Annotated in this window: 15 protein-coding genes; 4 read left to right on the top strand and 11 right to left on the bottom strand. The window is 72.4% G+C overall.

Annotated elements, in window-relative coordinates:
* Nucleotides 1–90 precede the first annotated feature (90 nt).
* Both ACF08W_RS17680 and ACF08W_RS17685 read left to right on the top strand, forming a co-directional pair.
* Nucleotides 91–360: a hypothetical protein gene (locus ACF08W_RS17680; protein WP_385202863.1), complete on the top strand. Its 270-nt coding sequence runs from the start codon at nt 91–93 to the stop codon at nt 358–360.
* Between the two features lie 172 nt (nt 361–532).
* Nucleotides 533–1,087, top strand: a complete 555-nt coding sequence (locus ACF08W_RS17685) for a bacterial proteasome activator family protein (protein ID WP_385202860.1) — start codon at nt 533–535, stop codon at nt 1,085–1,087.
* Between the two features lie 140 nt (nt 1,088–1,227).
* On the opposite strand, the gene ACF08W_RS17690 is transcribed toward ACF08W_RS17685, so the two are convergent.
* The 7 genes from ACF08W_RS17690 to pdhA all read right to left on the bottom strand — a co-directional run bounded on the left by ACF08W_RS17690 (nt 1,228) and on the right by pdhA (nt 9,796).
* Entirely contained in the window at nt 1,228–2,214 is a 987-nt protein-coding gene (locus ACF08W_RS17690) for an NAD(P)H-quinone oxidoreductase (protein WP_385202857.1), read from the bottom strand.
* Between the two features lie 156 nt (nt 2,215–2,370).
* A complete protein-coding gene (locus tag ACF08W_RS17695; RefSeq protein WP_352274101.1) occupies nt 2,371–3,513 on the bottom strand; it encodes a potassium channel family protein in 1,143 nt (380 codons plus the stop codon).
* Nucleotides 3,471–5,189 carry a molybdopterin molybdotransferase MoeA gene (locus tag ACF08W_RS17700; RefSeq protein ID WP_392279774.1) on the bottom strand — a complete coding sequence of 573 codons (1,719 nt, stop codon included), beginning with the start codon at nt 5,187–5,189 and terminating at the stop codon, nt 3,471–3,473. Before ACF08W_RS17700 ends, ACF08W_RS17695 begins: the two co-directional genes overlap by 43 nt.
* A complete protein-coding gene (locus tag ACF08W_RS17705; protein ID WP_392279775.1) occupies nt 5,186–6,085 on the bottom strand; it encodes a DUF6457 domain-containing protein in 900 nt (299 codons plus the stop codon). The genes ACF08W_RS17700 and ACF08W_RS17705 overlap by 4 nt, the downstream gene beginning before the upstream one ends.
* A gap of 95 nt (nt 6,086–6,180) precedes the next feature.
* Nucleotides 6,181–7,620: a dihydrolipoamide acetyltransferase family protein gene (locus ACF08W_RS17710; RefSeq protein ID WP_392279776.1), complete on the bottom strand. Its 1,440-nt coding sequence runs from the start codon at nt 7,618–7,620 to the stop codon at nt 6,181–6,183.
* Nucleotides 7,620–8,651, bottom strand: coding sequence for an alpha-ketoacid dehydrogenase subunit beta (locus ACF08W_RS17715; protein WP_385202842.1), 1,032 nt, complete (start codon nt 8,649–8,651; stop codon nt 7,620–7,622). Before ACF08W_RS17715 ends, ACF08W_RS17710 begins: the two co-directional genes overlap by 1 nt.
* The gene (gene pdhA, locus ACF08W_RS17720; RefSeq protein ID WP_385202839.1) at nt 8,648–9,796 is read right to left on the bottom strand and encodes a pyruvate dehydrogenase (acetyl-transferring) E1 component subunit alpha; all 1,149 of its coding nucleotides are present in this window, start codon (nt 9,794–9,796) and stop codon (nt 8,648–8,650) included. The genes ACF08W_RS17715 and pdhA overlap by 4 nt, the downstream gene beginning before the upstream one ends.
* Before the next feature lie 263 nt (nt 9,797–10,059).
* Here pdhA and ACF08W_RS17725 point away from each other — a divergent pair, with 263 nt between their 5' ends.
* Nucleotides 10,060–10,566: an Lrp/AsnC family transcriptional regulator gene (locus ACF08W_RS17725; RefSeq protein WP_352274229.1), complete on the top strand. Its 507-nt coding sequence runs from the start codon at nt 10,060–10,062 to the stop codon at nt 10,564–10,566.
* A 34-nt stretch (nt 10,567–10,600) separates the two neighbouring features.
* Here the strand turns inward: ACF08W_RS17725 and ACF08W_RS17730 are convergent, their stop codons facing one another.
* A complete protein-coding gene (locus ACF08W_RS17730; protein ID WP_352274095.1) occupies nt 10,601–11,194 on the bottom strand; it encodes a TetR/AcrR family transcriptional regulator in 594 nt (197 codons plus the stop codon).
* Between the two features lie 123 nt (nt 11,195–11,317).
* On the opposite strand from ACF08W_RS17730, the gene paaN reads away from it, so the two are divergent.
* The gene (paaN, locus tag ACF08W_RS17735; RefSeq protein WP_392279777.1) at nt 11,318–13,018 is read left to right on the top strand and encodes a phenylacetic acid degradation protein PaaN; all 1,701 of its coding nucleotides are present in this window, start codon (nt 11,318–11,320) and stop codon (nt 13,016–13,018) included.
* 172 nt (nt 13,019–13,190) lie between these two features.
* Here the strand turns inward: paaN and ACF08W_RS17740 are convergent, their stop codons facing one another.
* Genes ACF08W_RS17740 through ACF08W_RS17750 form a run of 3 tightly spaced genes read right to left on the bottom strand, consistent with a single transcriptional unit; the run spans nt 13,191 to nt 15,948 of the window.
* Complete coding sequence (locus tag ACF08W_RS17740) at nt 13,191–13,880, bottom strand: TrmH family RNA methyltransferase (RefSeq protein WP_392279778.1); 690 nt, start codon at nt 13,878–13,880, stop codon at nt 13,191–13,193.
* Nucleotides 13,877–15,190 (bottom strand): HTTM domain-containing protein, encoded by a 1,314-nt coding sequence (locus tag ACF08W_RS17745; RefSeq protein WP_392279779.1) that lies wholly within the window; start codon nt 15,188–15,190, stop codon nt 13,877–13,879. The genes ACF08W_RS17740 and ACF08W_RS17745 overlap by 4 nt, the downstream gene beginning before the upstream one ends.
* Entirely contained in the window at nt 15,187–15,948 is a 762-nt protein-coding gene (locus ACF08W_RS17750; protein WP_352274091.1) for a DUF5819 family protein, read from the bottom strand. Before ACF08W_RS17750 ends, ACF08W_RS17745 begins: the two co-directional genes overlap by 4 nt.
* Nucleotides 15,949–15,995 lie beyond the last annotated feature (47 nt).

Below are 15,995 nucleotides of genomic sequence, written 5' to 3' on the forward strand. Positions count from 1 at the left end.
GAAGCTTCTCCCGCCGATCCCTCTGCCTGGGTCTCCCTCTCGGCCTCCCCCACCGACGCGCGGACCCCGCTGGCCGGGCAGGAAGCCGGGGTGGGGCGGCCCCGGCCCGGGCGGCAGCTCTCGCCGGGCGAGATCGCGCGCTCGGACCGCTTGTACGACCAGGCCACGGCCCAGCCGACGGAGGAGGTGCCGGGCATGCCGTCGGCAGCCGACGCGCTCCCCGGCACCGAACCCCACTCGGAACAGGCCCTGAACCCCGCGACCGTGCACCAGGTGAAACAGGTGTCGCTGGGCGGCGGGCTCGCCCTGATCGGGCTGGGCCTGGCCTTCCTGGCGTACCGGATGCGCCGCACCGGCTGACCGGTCGCGGCCGCCGGCCCCGGTCCCGTCGTCGGCCGGGGTGCGCGCCCCGGCGTTCACCCGTACGCGCCTGACGTCGGTCCGGCGGGCGGAATACGCGGTCGAAAGGGTGGATCAGCCGTTTGCGGGGGCACCACAGTGCTGAACAAGAGGTGTGGGAGACAATGGCGCCATGGAGATGCCGAGGAATGAACGGTCGCAGGAGCACCCCCAAGTCCTCGTGGTGGGGCAGGACGGCATGGCGATCGGCGGCGGTGGCGGTGGCGCTGACGACGAATCGCGCGAGGTCCCGGTGACGGAGATGGTCGAACAGCCCGCGAAGGTCATGCGCATCGGCAGCATGATCAAGCAGCTCCTCGAAGAGGTCAGGGCGGCCCCTCTCGACGAGGCGAGCCGGGTCCGGCTGAAGGAGATCCACGCCGGTTCCGTGAAGGAGCTGGAGGACGGTCTCGCGCCGGAGCTGGTGGAGGAGCTGGAAAGGCTCTCCCTGCCCTTCACCGACGATTCGGTGCCCTCCGAGGCGGAGCTGCGGATCGCGCAGGCCCAGCTGGTGGGCTGGCTGGAGGGCCTCTTCCACGGCATCCAGACGACCCTGTTCGCCCAGCAGATGGCGGCCCGGGCCCAGCTGGAGCAGATGCGCCGCGCCCTTCCGCCGGGCAGCGTCCACGAGGAGGACGACGGCAGCCCCGACCCGCACGGACCGGTCCGGACGGGCCCGTACCTCTAGATCGTTTCTTTCGGGACGGCTGCGTTGCCGGACGGTTGAAGCGCCACAAGACTGATGTGCCACAAGGCCCGGCGTACCTGGTCCATGACCGGTGCGCCGGGCCTTGAGGGTGTCCGGGGGCCGTGCGGCCCCGTCCGGCATCAGCTCGTCGGGGCCTGGAGCAGGACCTTCCCGATGTGCGTGCTGGACTCCAGTACCCGGTGCGCCTCGGCGGCGTCCGGCATCGGCACCGTACGGTCCACGACCGGCCGTACGACGCCGTCCGCGATCAGCGGCCAGACGTGCTCGCGCACCGCCGCGACGATGGCGGCCTTCTCGGCGAGCGGGCGGCCGCGCAGCGAGGTCGCGGTGACGGCGGCCCGCTTGTTCAGCAGAGCGCCCAGGTTCAGCTCGCCCTTGACGCCGCCCTGGAGGCCGATGACGGCCAGCCGGCCGTTGACCGCGAGTGCCTGCACGTTCCGGTCCAGGTACTTCGCGCCGACGATGTCGAGGATGACGTCCGCCCCGGCCCCGTCGGTCGCCCGGCGGATCTCCTCGACGAAGTCCTGCTCCCGGTAGTCGATCAGGATGTCGGCCCCCAGCTCGGCGCAGCGCGCCAGCTTCTCGGGCCCCCCGGCGGTGACCGCGACCCGCGCACCCACGGCCTTGGCGAGCTGGATCGCCATCGTGCCGATACCGCTGGACCCTCCGTGCACCAGCAGCGTCTCGCCGGGGCGCAGATGGGCCACCATGAAGACGTTCGACCAGACCGTGGCCGTCACCTCGGGCAACGCCGCCGCCAGGGCCGTTCCGACACCGTCCGGCACCGGCAGCAACTGCCCGGCGGGAACGGCGACCTTCTCCGCGTATCCGCCGCCCGCGAGCAGCGCGCACACCTCGTCACCGACCGCCCAGCCGGTCACCCCGGGCCCGACCGCCGAGACGCGCCCCGAGCACTCAAGGCCGGGGTACGGGGACGCGCCGGGCGGCGGGTTGTAGAACCCCTGCCGCTGCAGCACATCCGCGCGGTTGACGGCGCTGGCGACGACATCGACGAGGACCTCGCCCTCACCGGCCACCGGATCGGGCACTTCGGCCCAGACGAGCGCCTCGGGGCCACCGGGTTCGGGGATCGTGATCGCATACATGGCGGCAAAGCTACTCCGTGGCCCCATGGAGTCGACGGAGCAGGTCGGATCCGCCGGTCGGCCGGGTCGGCCGATGAGACCGACCCGGCAGACCGGGATCCGGCGGACCGGGCCGAGGCATTCGGGAGACTGGACCGAGGCGTTCGGCAGAAGGCGTCAGTCGAGCGGGCGCTGCGTGGACATGGGCGGATGCTCGGGCGGCGTCTCGTTCGAAGCACGGACGATGGTGATCAACCGGTCCGTCAACTGGAGCGGGCTGGCCGCCGGGTCGTCGTAGCCCAGCAGCCGGTGCCCACGCAGAACACTGACCACGAGGTCGTCGGTCTCCCGGACGCTCTTGCCCACCTCGGCCTTTATCACCGGCCGTTCGACGAGATCGAGCCCGCTGCCCTGCTGGATCAGGTCCTCCATCACCGTGCCCGCGCTCGGGCTGAGCACGGAGAGCCCCAGCAGCCGGCCGGCGGCGCTGGCGCTGGTGATCACCGCGTCGGCCCCCGACTGCCGCAGCAGCGGTGCGTTCTCCTCCTCGCGCACCGCCGCGACGATCTTCGCGCCACGGTTGAGCTGCCGGGCCGTCAGCGCCACCAGCACCGCCGTGTCGTCCCGCTGCGTCGCGATGATGATCTGCCGCGCCTTCTGGAGCTCGGCACGCAGAAGCACCTCGCTGCGCGTCGCGTCACCGACCACGCCGACGAACCCCTCGGCATTGGCGATCTCGATCACCTTGGTCGCCGGGTCGACGATGACGATCTGTTCCTTCCTCAGGCCGGTGGCACGCAGGGTCTGGATGGCCGAACGGCCCTTCGTACCGAAACCGACGACGACGGTGTGATCGCGCAAGTTGCTTCTCCAACGCTTCAGCCGGAAGTCCTCGCGGGTCCGTTCCGTGAGGACCTCGAGGGTGGTGCCGACCAGGATGATCAGGAAGAGCACCCGCAGTGGTGTCACGAGCACCACATTGGTGAACCGGGCGCCGTCCCCGTACGGGGTGATGTCGCCGTAGCCGGTGGTGGAGAGGGTGACAGTGGCGTAGTAGACCGCGTCCAGCAGGTCGACCTTGTCGTCGGCGGCGTCGTGGTAGCCGCCCCGGTCCAGCCAGACGATCAACACCGTGGCGGCAAGGACCAGGAGCGCCATCAGCAGCCGCTTGGCGACCTGCCGTGCCGGTCCGTCGACCACTCTGCGCGGAAGCAGTACCCGTGTCGGTACGACGTGCTCGTCCGCGCGCCTGGCCATCGCATCGTGGCCGGGAAGTTTCACGTGAAACACCCTTCCGTCCACGGCATCGCCGAGGCCCATCGGAGATCGAGGATCTCCACTTCGGTGCCGGACCGTACCCCGCCCGGCGGGACGACGGCCAGTCCATCGGCCGCGGCGACACCTCGAAGCATCGCCGGACCGTTGTAGCGCAGTGGTACGACGCACTCGGCACCGCCCCCGGTGTACGGGGCGGTTTCGGGGTTCCGAAGGGCCCCAGAGCTCCCAGCGCCACCAGCGCCCCCAGCACCCCCCGCGCCCGCCGCCGCTCCGGGCCCCTGGGCCCCGGCGGTACCCACCCGGGTGACCACGGGCACCAGCCGGGTGTCGTGCGGGTGCCCCTGGACGTCCTCACCGGCGACGGTCCAGTACGGCGGCTCCGGCACCCGGCCGGCCAGCCCGCGGAGCAGGGGCTCGGCAAGGGTGAGGAGCCCGGAGACGGCGGCCAGGGGGTTGCCGGGCAGCCCGACGAGATAGCGGGCCCCGGCCCGGTCCGCCGTGCCCTTGCCGCCGAGCCGGGCCAGCAGCATCGGATGGCCCGGCCGGACCTCGGCCCCGTCCACCAGCAGCTCGGCACCGGCCTCGGCGAGGACGGAGTGGACGTGGTCGACGGGCCCCGCCGCCGTACCGCCCGTGGTGACCACCAGATCGGCGTCGGACGTGGCGAGGGCGTGACGCAGGGCGGCCGCATCGTCCCCGAGGCGCTGCGGGGCCGACACCTCGGCGCCCAGGGTGCGCAGCCAGGGGCCGATCATCGGGCCGAGCGCGTCGCGGATCAGCCCATCGTGCGGCAGGCCGTCGGTCAGCAGTTCGTCGCCGAGCACCAGGACGTCGACGCGCGGGCGCGCCACCACGACGAGCGTGTCGTACCCGGCCGCGGCCGCCAGGCCGAGAACGGCGGGCGTCATCAGCGCCCCGGGAGGCATGAGCAGGTCGCCCGAGCGGCATTCCTGGCCCCGGGGTCTGATGTCCTGGCCGGGCAGTACCCGGCGCTCCGCGTGCAGCAGCCCGGTGGCCCCGTCGGCATGGGCGTGTTCGCTGCGGATCACGGCGTCGGCACCGGGCGGAATGCGGGCGCCCGTGGCGATGCGTACGGCGGCCCCGTCGGGCAGCTCGGAAACGGCCCCCTGACCGGCGAGGATCCCCGCGCCCCCGCCCGCTCCCTCGGCGCCCTTCCCGTTCGCGTTACTTGTTCCGGCCCTGGCCCCGGTTCCGATCGCGTTCCTGGTTCCGGTTCCAGTCCCGTTCCCGGTTCCGGCGGGCTCGTTCCCGTTCCCGGTTCCGGCGGGCCCGTCCTCGGCTCCGGTGGTCCCATCGAGCCGCCACGGACCCGGCCCGGAGACGGCCCAGCCGTCCATGGCCGAGGTGTCGAAGGACGGCAGATCGGTCAGCGCGGTCAGCGGCTCGGCTAGTACGTGGCCGAGCGACCGGTCCAGCGGCACCCGGACGGTCCGGGCTCCGACGGCACGACCCGCCCGCACCGCGCGCGCACGGGCCTCCGGCCAGGAGACCGTTCCCCGGCCCCGCGACGGGCGGGTGCCAACGGGCCGGTCCGCGGCGTGCGGGGCGCCGGACGACCGGCGGGCGACCAGCGCGAGGGCCTGCTCCAGGGCCCGCTCCGTCTCGTCCGCCCCTGAACCGGCGCCCGGCCTCTCCTCGGCCGCGGAGAACGAGCCTCCGCCCGGGGACGGGTCGGCCGCATCGCCGGGGCGGGTCACCGCGTCTCGTTCTCGTCCGCCCAGCGAAGGGCGAGCGCGGCGGCCTTCCGAGCGGCCTCGGCCACCGCCGTGGCGCCGTCGCCGCCCTCACCGGCGGCCTTCGCCGCCGCGTACCCCACCAGGAAGGTGGTCAGCGGCGCGGCGGGCCGGGCGACACCGTGGGCGGCGTCCCTGGCCAGGTCGAGCAGCATGGCGTTGTCGACGTCGAGCTCGATGCCGAGCTCGTTCTTGACTGCGGTCATCCATTCATCCAGCACGGCCCCATGCTCTCTGATGCGGGCACGGGCCACCGCGATGTCCTCCCAGGTGTCGCAGTCGAAAGAGGCCAGGGGACCGGCCGTCACCCGGGCAAGGTCGAGTCCCTCCGTCAGCAGCCGCAGGGGGAGCCCGGACAGGCCACCGTGCTCGGCGGCGATCAGCGCGAGTTCACGGCGGAGCGGCTCGGCGCGGTAGACGGCGACGAGCGGCTGCTCCCGCCCCTGCGGGTCCACGCACAGGGCACCTTCCCCCGGCTCTCCTCCCTGCCCGTCGCGCGACCCGTTCCGTGGCCCCTCCCGGCGCCCTTCCGGTACCGCCGACAGAAGCGCCGCGACCGTGCCCGGCCCGAGGAACGGCAGGTCGGCGGAGAGCACCAGGAGACGGTCCGCCGTGGTCCGCCGGACCCCCGCGTCGAGCGCGGCCAGCGGACCACCGCCCCGGGGCTCCTCGCACGTCCAGACCACCGGCCGGACGGTGGGCCGGCGCCCGCCCACCACGACGGTGGCCGAGGCGTCGGAACAGGCCGTGAGCACCCGGTCGAGCAGGGCGCGGCCGCCGACCCGGATGCCGGGCTTGTCGGCGCCGTCGAGCCGCTTGGCGGCTCCTCCGGCCAGGACGATGGCGTCGTACGCGGTCATGCGTCCGAGTATGCGTGCCACGGCCCACGGCCCCGGGTCGCGGGGCCCCGGTTTCCCCGGTCGCCCGGGAAGGGGCCCCGACCCGGCCCGGCCGGCTACAACGTGCGCAGCAGCACCGCCGGTTGCTCCACGCAGTCGGCCACGTAGCGCAGGAAGCCGCCCGCCGTGCCACCGTCGCAGACCCGGTGATCGAAGGTCAGCGAGAGCTGGACCACCTGGCGCACCGCCAGCTCGCCCTGGTGCACCCAGGGCTTGGGCACGATCCGGCCCACGCCGAGCATCGCCGCCTCGGGGTGGTTGATGATCGGGGTCGACCCGTCGACGCCGAACACCCCGTAGTTGTTCAGCGTGAACGTGCCGCCGGTCAGCTCGGCCGGGGTCAGCCGCCCGGCCCGCGCCGCCTCGGTCAGCCGGGCGATCTCCGCTCCGATCGACTCGGCGTTCCTCGCCTGCGCGTCCCGCACGACGGGAACGACCAGGCCGCGCTCGGTCTGCGCCGCGAACCCGAGATGGATCTCCGGCAGGCGCACGATCTCCCGCGCCTCCATGTCCACCGTGGAGTTGAGCTCGGGGAACCGGGCCAGCGCCGCGGTGCAGATACGGGCCAGCAGCGCCAGCACCGACACCTTGGGCCCGCCGGACGGTCCTCCCGCGGCGTTCATCGCGGCCCGGGCCGCCATCAGCTCGGTGGCGTCGGCGTCGACCCAGCAGGTGGCGTCCGGGATCTCCCGCCGGCTGCGCGCCAGCTTGTCGGCGACCACACCCCGCACACCGCGCAACGGGATCCGCCGCGCTCCCTCCTCGGCCGTCGGCCGCACCACCTGTGCCGCCTGCGTCGCCTGGACTGCCGGTGCGGGAGCGGAGTCGAGCCTCGGAAGCGTGGTCGCCGAGGAGACCGCCACCTCGTCCCGCGCTCTGATCGCGGCCTCGACATCGGCCCGCAGGATCAGCCCGTCCGGACCGGAGCCCGCCAGGCTCCGCAGATCCAGCTCGTGCTGCCGGGCCAACTTCCTCACCAGCGGCGAGACGACCGCCACCGGCCCCACGGCCACGTCCGGCACGGAGACGGAAACCGGCTCCGGAGCCGGGGCGGAATCAGCGACCGGGGCGGAAGCCGGGGCCGCGGCCCCCCGCCCGGAAGCTCCCGCCACGGCGGCAGGGCGTACCCGGCGACGCCGCGCCACCGGAGCGCCCGTCCCGTACCCGACCAGCACGTTCCCGGACGACTCCGCCGAGGCCCCCTCGCTCGCACCGGAGCCGCCCCCGGCACCCGGCTCCGCCTCCTCGTCCTCCCCGACCGCGACCGTCAGCAGCGGTGCCCCGACCGGAAGTTCCGCTCCCTCCTCGCCGAACCGCGCGGTCACCACACCCCCGTACGGGCACGGCACCTCCACCATCGCCTTGGCCGTCTCGACCTCGACGACCGGCTGGTCGACGGCGACGACATCGCCGACCTCCACCAGCCAGCGGACGATCTCCGCCTCGGTGAGCCCCTCACCGAGGTCCGGCAACTTGAACTCGCAAACCCGCGCCATCAGCTCTCCGCCTCCCACTGCAAACGGGCGACCGCGTCCAGCACCCGGTCCACGCCCGGCAGATGGTGCTTCTCCTGCATCGGCGGCGGATACGGGATGTCGAACCCGGCGACCCGCAGCACCGGCGCCTCCAGGTGGTGGAAGCAGCGCTCCGTGATCCGGGCCGCGATCTCGCCACCGGGACCGCCGAAGGCGGAGGACTCGTGCACGACGACCGCGCGCCCCGTGCGCCGCACGGACGCCACGACGGTCTCGTCGTCGAACGGCACCAGCGAGCGCAGGTCCACGACCTCCAGGTCCCAGCCCTCGTCGACGGCCGCCTGGGCCGCCTCCATACAGACCGGCAGCGACGGGCCGTACGTGATCAGCGTGGCGCTGCGCCCCGGCCGGCGGACCACGGCCCGGCCTATCGGCTCCACGGAGACCGGCGCCTCGGGCGACCAGTCCGACTTCGACCAGTAGAGCCGCTTCGGCTCCAGGAACACCACCGGATCGTCGGACGCGATCGACGCCCTCAGCAGCCCGTACGCGTCCTCGACCGTCGCCGGGGTCACGACATGGAGGCCGGGCGTCGCCATGTAGTACGCCTCCGAGGAGTCGCTGTGATGCTCGACCCCGCCGATCCCGCCGCCGTACGGCACCCGGACCGTGATCGGCAACGGCATGGCGCCGGCCGTCCGGTTCCGCATCTTCGCGACATGGCTCACCAACTGCTCGAACGACGGATAGGCGAAGGCGTCGAACTGCATCTCCACCACCGGACGCAGCCCGTACATCGCCATGCCCACGGCCGCCCCGAGAATGCCCGACTCGGCCAGCGGGGTGTCCGTGCAACGGTCCTCGCCGAACTCCTTCGCCAGACCGTCGGTGACCCGGAAGACCCCGCCGAGGGCACCGACGTCCTCACCGAGGACATGCACCGCCGGATCCTCGGCCATCGCGTCGCGCAGCGCCCGCCCGAGCGCCTGCGCCATCGTGGCGGGCCTGGCCTTCGCGGCCCGCTGCCCCGCCGTCACCGCCGCGGTGGTCATCGCCCCTCCTCCACTTCGTCCCGACCGGCTTCCAGCTCGGCCCGCAACAGGTCCGCCTGCTCGCGGAGCTGACTGGTCCGCTCCGCGTAGACATGGGCGAACAGATCCATCGGGTCCAGCACCGGATCGGCGTTCATCCGCTCGCGCAGCGCCGCCGCCATCCGCTCGGCGGCCGCCCGCGCCTCCTCGATCCCGTCGTCGTCGAGCAGCCCCCGCCCGGTCAGCTCCCGCTCCAGCAGCCGGATCGGGTCGTGCGCCCGCCAGACCTCCACCTCGCTGTCGGCGCGGTACCGGGTGGCGTCGTCGGCGTTCGTATGCGCGTCCATGCGGTACGTCACCGCCTCCACCAGCGTCGGACCGCCACCTCTGCGAGCCCGCGCCACGGCCTCGGTGAGGACCTGGTGCACCGCCGCCGCGTCGTTCCCGTCGACCAGTCGGCCCGGCATTCCGTACCCCACCGCCTTGTGCGCCAGGGACGGGGCGGCGGTCTGCTTCGCCAGCGGCACGGAGATCGCGAAGCCGTTGTTCTGTACGAAGAAGACGACCGGAGCACGCCAGACGGCCGCGAAATTCAGCGCCTCGTGGAAATCGCCCTCGCTGGTCCCGCCGTCCCCGACCATGGCGAGCGCGACCACGTCGTCGCCCTTCAGCCGTGCCGCGTGGGCCAGCCCGACGGCATGCGGCATCTGAGTGGCGAGCGGGGTGCAGAGCGGCGCGACCCGGTGCTCGCGCGGGTCGTATCCGGTGTGCCGGTCACCGCGCAGCAGCGTCAGCGCCTCGACCGGGTCCAGCCCGCGCGCCACCGCCGCGAGGGTGTCCCGGTAGCTGGGAAAGAGCCAGTCCCGCTCCTCCAGCACCAGCGCGGCGGCTATCTCGCAGGCCTCCTGCCCGGTGCTCGACGGGTAGACGGCGAGCCGCCCCTGCTTCGTGAGGGCGGTGGCCTGCGCGTTGTACCTCCGGCCGCGGACCAGCTCCGCGTAGAGCCGCAGCAGCAGCTCCGGATCGGCGTCGGCCACGGCGTCCGTACCGAGCACGCGGTACGGCTCGGGGTCCGGGAGCAGCGGCGCGGGATCGGTGAGCGGCTTCCAGGCCGGGGGCGGCGTGGGCCGGTACGCGGCCGCGCCGGGCAGCTCTTGGACCGTCATGACAAGCACCTCCTGGCATCGAGGGGTTTCGAGCGGCGTCCGGCGGCACCGGGGGATCACCCAATGCCGGGGGTGTCGAAAAGCATCGAAATGTCGAGCACTGTCCGAGGCGCGGCTGTGGCCTGCCTCACCTACCGATTGTTCGGTCGTGAGCGCATTTTGGCTACAGGCACCTTCAGCCTGTGGACAAACGGTTCTCCACAGCCTGGGATGGGTGCAGGTCGTCCAGGGCGGGGAGGCGGGGGAACATGTCAGCTGAACAAATGGCCGACGGGAGCGAGGTCCCGGACCGGACGCCCCCGCCGCGCCCGCTCGACGCCATCGACCGCGACATCCTCCGGCTGCTCCAGACGGATGGCCGCGCCTCGATACGGTCGGTGGCCGATCGCGTCCATGTCTCCCGGGCCAACGCCTACGCCCGGATCAACCGGCTCATCGACGACGGGGTGATCCGCGGCTTCGGCGCGCGCGTGGACCACGAGCGGGCGGGGCAGGGGGCGTCCGCGTACATCACGCTCAAGATCGTCCAGAATTCCTGGCGCACGGTGCGCGAGGAGCTTCAGGCGCTGCCGGGGGCGACGCACATCGCGCTGGTCAGCGGCGATTTCGACGTCCTGCTGCTGGTGCACACCCCGGACAACAGAACACTGCGCGAGCTGGTCCTGACGAAGATCCAGGCCATCCCGGAGGTGCTCTCCACCCGGACGCTCCTGGTGTTCGAGGAGACCGACCTGGCCCCGGGCTCGAACCGGCCCGCCGAACTCGACTGAGACCGCCCGGATCCCCGAACGTCAGGCCGGGAGCTCAGCGGCTGGCCCGCACCCCTTCGAAGGCCACCCGTACGAGCGTGTCCGCCACCAGCTCCCCGTCGACCCCGCCGTCCGGCAGCGGCCGGTACCACTCCACCAGCGAGTTGACCATGCCGAAGAGCAGCCTCGTCACCAGGCGTATGTCCACGTCGGAGCGGAGGTCGCCGTCCGCGACCGCGGCCTTCAGCAGGTCGCTCACCCGCTGGTCGAACTCGCGCCGCCGCTCCATGGCCCAGCGTTCCGTCTTCGTGTTGCCCCGCACCCGCAGCAGCAGCGTGACGTAGGGAAGTTCGGCTATCAGCACGTCGACGGTGCGACGGGTGACGTACTCGACCCGCTCGATCGCCCGCCCCTGGGTGGCCCCCGGCTCGTCGAGAATCGCGAAGAGCCCGTCGAGCGCACGGCTGACCGCGCGGCGCAGGAGCTCCTCCTTGCCCGCGACGTGGTGGTAGATGGACGACTTGGAGATCCCCGCCGCGCGGGACAGATGCTCCATGGACGTGCCGTCGTAGCCGCGCTCGTTGAACACGCGGACGGCAACGGTGAGCAGGGTCTCCGGGGTGTACGTGTCCCGCTTGGCCGTGGTCATGTCCGCGATCCTCCCCTACCGGTTGTCCACAGGTGTGGCGGGCCCCCTTGTCCCGACCGATCGTTCGGTTACTCTAACTCTGTCCACCTGTTCCTGCCCAGCTCGACGAGGAGTTGGTCCGTCATGGCCGCCGAGCTCTCCCCGCATCTGCTGTCCGAGAAGCACCGCCCCACGCTCGACCAGGCCCTCGACGCGATCCGTACGCGTGGCTACTGGTCCCCCCACCCCGAGCATCCGAAGGCGTACGGGGACGGGGGCGCGCCCGGCAGTCTGAGCGCCGCCGAGGGCAAGGCCGCGTTCGACGCCGTGCTGAACACCCGGATCGACCTCGGTCAGCCCGGCACCGACGGCTGGACGGGCAGCGAGGTCTCCCCGTACGGGCCGGCGCTCGGCGTCGAGTACCCGCACGCCGACGCGGACGTGCTGCTTCCCGCGATGCGCGCCGGCATGCCCGCCTGGCGTGCGGCGGGCCCCGAGAGCAGGGCACTGGTCTGCCTGGAGATCCTCGCCCGGATCAGCGCCCGGACCCACGAGTTCGCGCACGCCGTGATGCACACCAGCGGCCAGGCGTTCCTGATGGCGTTCCAGGCGGGCGGCCCGCACGCCCAGGACCGCGGCCTGGAGGCGGTGGCGTACGCGTACGAGGAGCAGACCCGCACGCCGCAGGGCGCCGACTGGTCCAAGCCGCAGGGCAAGCGCGACCCGCTCCAGCTGCGGAAGACGTTCACCGCGGCGCCGCGCGGCATCTCGCTCCTGATCGGCTGCAACACCTTCCCCACGTGGAACGGCTACCCCGGTCTCTTCGCCTCGCTGGCGACCGGCAACCCCGTCCTGGTCAAGCCGCACCCGCGCGCGGTGCTCCCGCTCGCGCTCACCGTGCGGGTGGCCCGCGAGGTGCTCGCCGAGGCGGGCTTCGACCCCAACCTGGTCGCCCTGGCCACCGAGCGGCCCGGCGAGGGCATCGCGAAGAGCCTGGCCCTGCGCCCGGAAGTCCGGATCATCGACTACACCGGTTCCACCGCCTTCGGCGACTGGCTGGAGGACCACGCCCGCCAGGCCCAGGTCTACACGGAGAAGGCCGGGGTCAACACGATCGTCGTCGACTCCACGGACGACTACCGGGGCATGCTGTCCAACCTGGCGTTCTCCCTCTCCCTGTACAGCGGCCAGATGTGCACGACCCCGCAGAACCTGCTGATCCCCCGCACCGGCATCACCACCGACACCGGCGACAAGTCCTACGACGAGGTGGTCACCGACATCGCCGCCGCGGTCACCGGCCTCCTCGGCGACGACGCCCGGGCGAACGCGCTGCTCGGCGCCCTGGTCAACCCCGATGTGAAGGCCCGCCTGGAATCGGCTCCGGAGCTGGGCGAGGTGGCCCTGGCCTCCCGCGAGGTGACCAACCCGGAGTTCCCCGACGCCGTGGTCCGCACCCCCGCCATCGTCCGGCTGGACGCCGCCAAGCCCGACGACGAGAAGCACTACCTGTCGGAGTGCTTCGGTCCGGTCGCCTTCGCGGTCGCGGTCGACTCGACGGCCGACGCGATCGAGCTGCTGCGCCGCACGGTGCGCGACCGGGGCGCGATGACGGTCGGCGCGTACACCACCTCACCGGAGGTGGAGCGCGCGGTGGAGGACGTCTGCCTGGACGAGTCGGCCCAGCTGTCGCTGAACCTGACCGGCGGGGTGTACGTCAACCAGACCGCGGCCTTCTCGGACTTCCACGGCTCGGGCGGGAACCCGGCGGCGAACGCCGCTCTGTGCGACGGGGCCTTCGTCTCCAACCGCTTCCGCATGGTGGAGGTCCGCCGCCAGGCCTGACCACGCCCACCGGCACCCCGGGGCGTGCCCGACCGGACACGCCCCGGGACCACATCGCAGCACCACGCCCGGACGGCCCCACCGCCTCCGTCGCCGGTGCGCGCTCCATGACCCGTTGGACGCTGCCCGTCGGCCCGTCGCCCGTGACCAGCCGGACTGGACCGGACCAGCGCTACGCGCCCGCCCCGGGGATCTCCGCGTACCGCTGCACCCACGCGTGCATGGCGATGGCGGCCGCGGCGCCCGCGTTGATCGACCGCGTCGATCCGAACTGCGCGATCGAGCACACCATCGCCGCGTGCTCCCGGGCCTCCTCGGTCAGCCCCGGCCCCTCCTGCCCGAAGAGCAGCACACAGCGGCGCGGCAGCTCGGTCCGCTCCAGCGGGACCGCCCCCGGCAGGTTGTCGATGCCGATGATCGGCAGGCCCTCGGCCTCCGCCCACGCGGTCAGCGACCGGGTGTCGGGGTGGTGGCGCACATGCTGGTACCGGTCGGTGACCATCGCGCCGCGCCGGTTCCACCGCCGCCGCCCCACGATGTGGATCTCCTTGGCGAGAAAGGCGTTCGCCGTGCGCACCACGGAACCGATGTTGAAGTCGTGGCCCCAGTTCTCGACCGCCACATGGAAGTCGTGCCGCCGCAGGTCCAGATCGGCGACGATCGCCTCCCGCGTCCAGTACCGGTAGGCGTCGCCCACGTTGCGCCGGTCACCGTGGGCGAGCAGTTCGGGGTCGTACCGCTCGCCCTCGGGCCACGGCAGCGGGTGCGGCCCGACGCCGATCTCCGGCCCGAAGCCGTCGTCGTACTGCGCCGGCTCCGCGTCGCCGCTGCCGTCCGTGCTACCGCTCTCGTTCCTGCTCACCCGACGAGCGTATGACCCCCGCCGTCGCGTTGCGGAGCCTCCTCGCCCTCGTCCCCCCGCCGCTGGCCGGGGACGTCGCCCCGGCCGGGAACGAGGCGCTGCCGGGCGAGGGCCGCCCGGGAGCCGACCCAGAGCAGGAAGGCGGTCGGCAGGAAGACGGCGTCCGCGGCGATCATCGCCATGGAGAAGAAGGGCAGTCCGAGCAGCAGGGCGATACCGGCGTGCTCGCACATCATGGCGACGAGCAGCACGTTCTTGACCCGCCGGTTGAACAGCGTGAACGGGAACGCGACCTGGACGGCGACCGTGCCGTACGTGATCAGCATCACCATGACGCCGTTGGTGGCGAGGAGGTCCGACAGCCAGGGCCAGGGCGTGAAGGAGTCGAGCTGGAGCGGGTAGTACAGCGCCGTGCCGTCCTGCCACCGCGAGCCCTGGATCTTGTACCACCCGGCGGTGGAGTAGATCAGACAGACCTCGGCCATGATCACGACGAGGGTCGCGTTGTGGGCGAGGTTGGCGATGACGTCGAGCAGGACGCGTGACTGGCTCCGCGGCGCGTAGCGGTTCACGAACCACCAGGCGCCCTCGCCGATCCACAGGATCCACAGGAGGGTCGGCAGCCACCAGGTGCCGCCGAGCCCGTCCGTCACTCCGGCGGCCATCAGCACCACGCCGAGCACGGCCCACAGGACCGGACCGGTCACGTCGCCCCGGATCCGTGCCGGTCGCCGAGGACCGTCCGCCGCCGCCTCGACGCCCTCGGTCGCGCCGGCCGGCCAGTCCGGATCCCGCGCTTCGGCGGCCTTCCGCTCCTGCCGCGCCGCCCGCCGGGCGTCCAGCGACCAGACCCGTGCGCAGCGCGTGAGCACCAGGTAGATCGCCATGATGTGGATGACGTTGTCGCCGCCGTCGCCCATGAAGATGCTGCGGTTCTGGACGGAGAGCACCCCGACCATGAACAGGACCGACATCGCCCGGGTGTGCCAGCCGACCATCAGCAGCGCCGCGGAGATGAGCGTGACCGCGTAGACGATCTCGAACCAGACGGTGCTGTCCGACCACATGAGTACGGAGAACGCCTGGTTGCTGGAGATCAACTGCTGCGCCATGTCCCAGCGCCAGGGGGCGTCGGGGCCGTACAGCTCGTGGCGGTTCGGCAGTTCGCGCAGCAGGAAGAAGAGGTAGGTGGCCGAGAAGCCGATCCGGATGACGGCGCTCTGGTACGGCCCGAAGGGGGTGGACGTGACGCGCTGGATGGCGCGGGCGATCCGGTGCTCGGCCCGGCGGCCGAGGGCGGGCGTGCTCACTTGTCCGCCTCCTCGGTGTTCGCGGGCAGGTCCGCGTCGGTCACCGTCCACCACGGCAGCACCCGGTAGGAGGGTTCGGTACTGATCCTCTCGTTGCTCCACGGGGGCGCCGGGACCGACCGGGTCTCGGAGCGGACCTGGATGCGCCGGACGGGGCCGCCGTAGTCGTGTCCGTCGAGGCGGAGCATCACGATGCGGCGGATGTAGCGCTCGGAGAGCTCACCGCGCAGGCCGTTGGGCCGGTCCTCGTTGTCGTGGGAGTTGAGGTAGAAGTCCCAGCCGCGACGGAGTTCGTTCTGGTTGACATGGCTGGGCAGAGGATTGCCGCGGATCGCCTTGCTGTCCTCGGCCGAGAGGCTCATCCAGCGGGTCGTGCGGACGCCGTCGCGACCGGCTATCTCAGCCCTCACGTGCACCGCGATGTTCTGCTGGAGCGGATTGGGGGCGAAGAGCTTCCAGTTCTGCTCGAACTCGGGATAGACCCACTCGTCGACCGCCTCGCCGTGCCGCTTGGTCAGGGTGTTGGAGGGGGCGACGTGCAGAAAGACCATGGCCAGCTGGACGCAGGCGATCACCCCGATCACGGACAGCGCGAGCGCGGCGACGATCTGGTACGGGAGGGAGAGGCCGGCCATCCCGCCCAGTGGCTCTGGTTCAGGCTCCTGACCTGCGTCGGAAGGATCCTTCTCGCGCTGCTCCGGTTCCGGACCGGCGACCCCGTTCCCGCGCGCGGCGCCGCTGCCGTCGTACGAATCCATCCCGCCCCGATCCCCGTCGATCCCCGGTCAGTTATCCACAGGGTTGA

Source organism: Streptomyces sp. NPDC015144, assembly GCF_043079735.1.
Lineage (GTDB): Bacteria > Actinomycetota > Actinomycetes > Streptomycetales > Streptomycetaceae > Streptomyces.

What these genes read in the sequence shown, in the direction of transcription:
- pdhA (WP_385202839.1), bottom strand. Translation starts at nt 9,796, where the DNA reads ATGACGGTCCAAGAGCTGCCCGGCGCGGCCGCGTACCGGCCCACGCCG.
- ACF08W_RS17725 (WP_352274229.1), top strand. Translation starts at nt 10,060, where the DNA reads ATGGCCGACGGGAGCGAGGTCCCGGACCGGACGCCCCCGCCGCGCCCG.
- ACF08W_RS17750 (WP_352274091.1), bottom strand. Translation starts at nt 15,948, where the DNA reads ATGGATTCGTACGACGGCAGCGGCGCCGCGCGCGGGAACGGGGTCGCC.
- ACF08W_RS17685 (WP_385202860.1), top strand. Translation starts at nt 533, where the DNA reads ATGGAGATGCCGAGGAATGAACGGTCGCAGGAGCACCCCCAAGTCCTC.
- ACF08W_RS17715 (WP_385202842.1), bottom strand. Translation starts at nt 8,651, where the DNA reads ATGACCACCGCGGCGGTGACGGCGGGGCAGCGGGCCGCGAAGGCCAGG.
- paaN (WP_392279777.1), top strand. Translation starts at nt 11,318, where the DNA reads ATGGCCGCCGAGCTCTCCCCGCATCTGCTGTCCGAGAAGCACCGCCCC.
- ACF08W_RS17710 (WP_392279776.1), bottom strand. Translation starts at nt 7,620, where the DNA reads ATGGCGCGGGTTTGCGAGTTCAAGTTGCCGGACCTCGGTGAGGGGCTC.
- ACF08W_RS17705 (WP_392279775.1), bottom strand. Translation starts at nt 6,085, where the DNA reads ATGACCGCGTACGACGCCATCGTCCTGGCCGGAGGAGCCGCCAAGCGG.
- ACF08W_RS17695 (WP_352274101.1), bottom strand. Translation starts at nt 3,513, where the DNA reads ATGGGCCTCGGCGATGCCGTGGACGGAAGGGTGTTTCACGTGAAACTT.
- ACF08W_RS17730 (WP_352274095.1), bottom strand. Translation starts at nt 11,194, where the DNA reads ATGACCACGGCCAAGCGGGACACGTACACCCCGGAGACCCTGCTCACC.
- ACF08W_RS17690 (WP_385202857.1), bottom strand. Translation starts at nt 2,214, where the DNA reads ATGTATGCGATCACGATCCCCGAACCCGGTGGCCCCGAGGCGCTCGTC.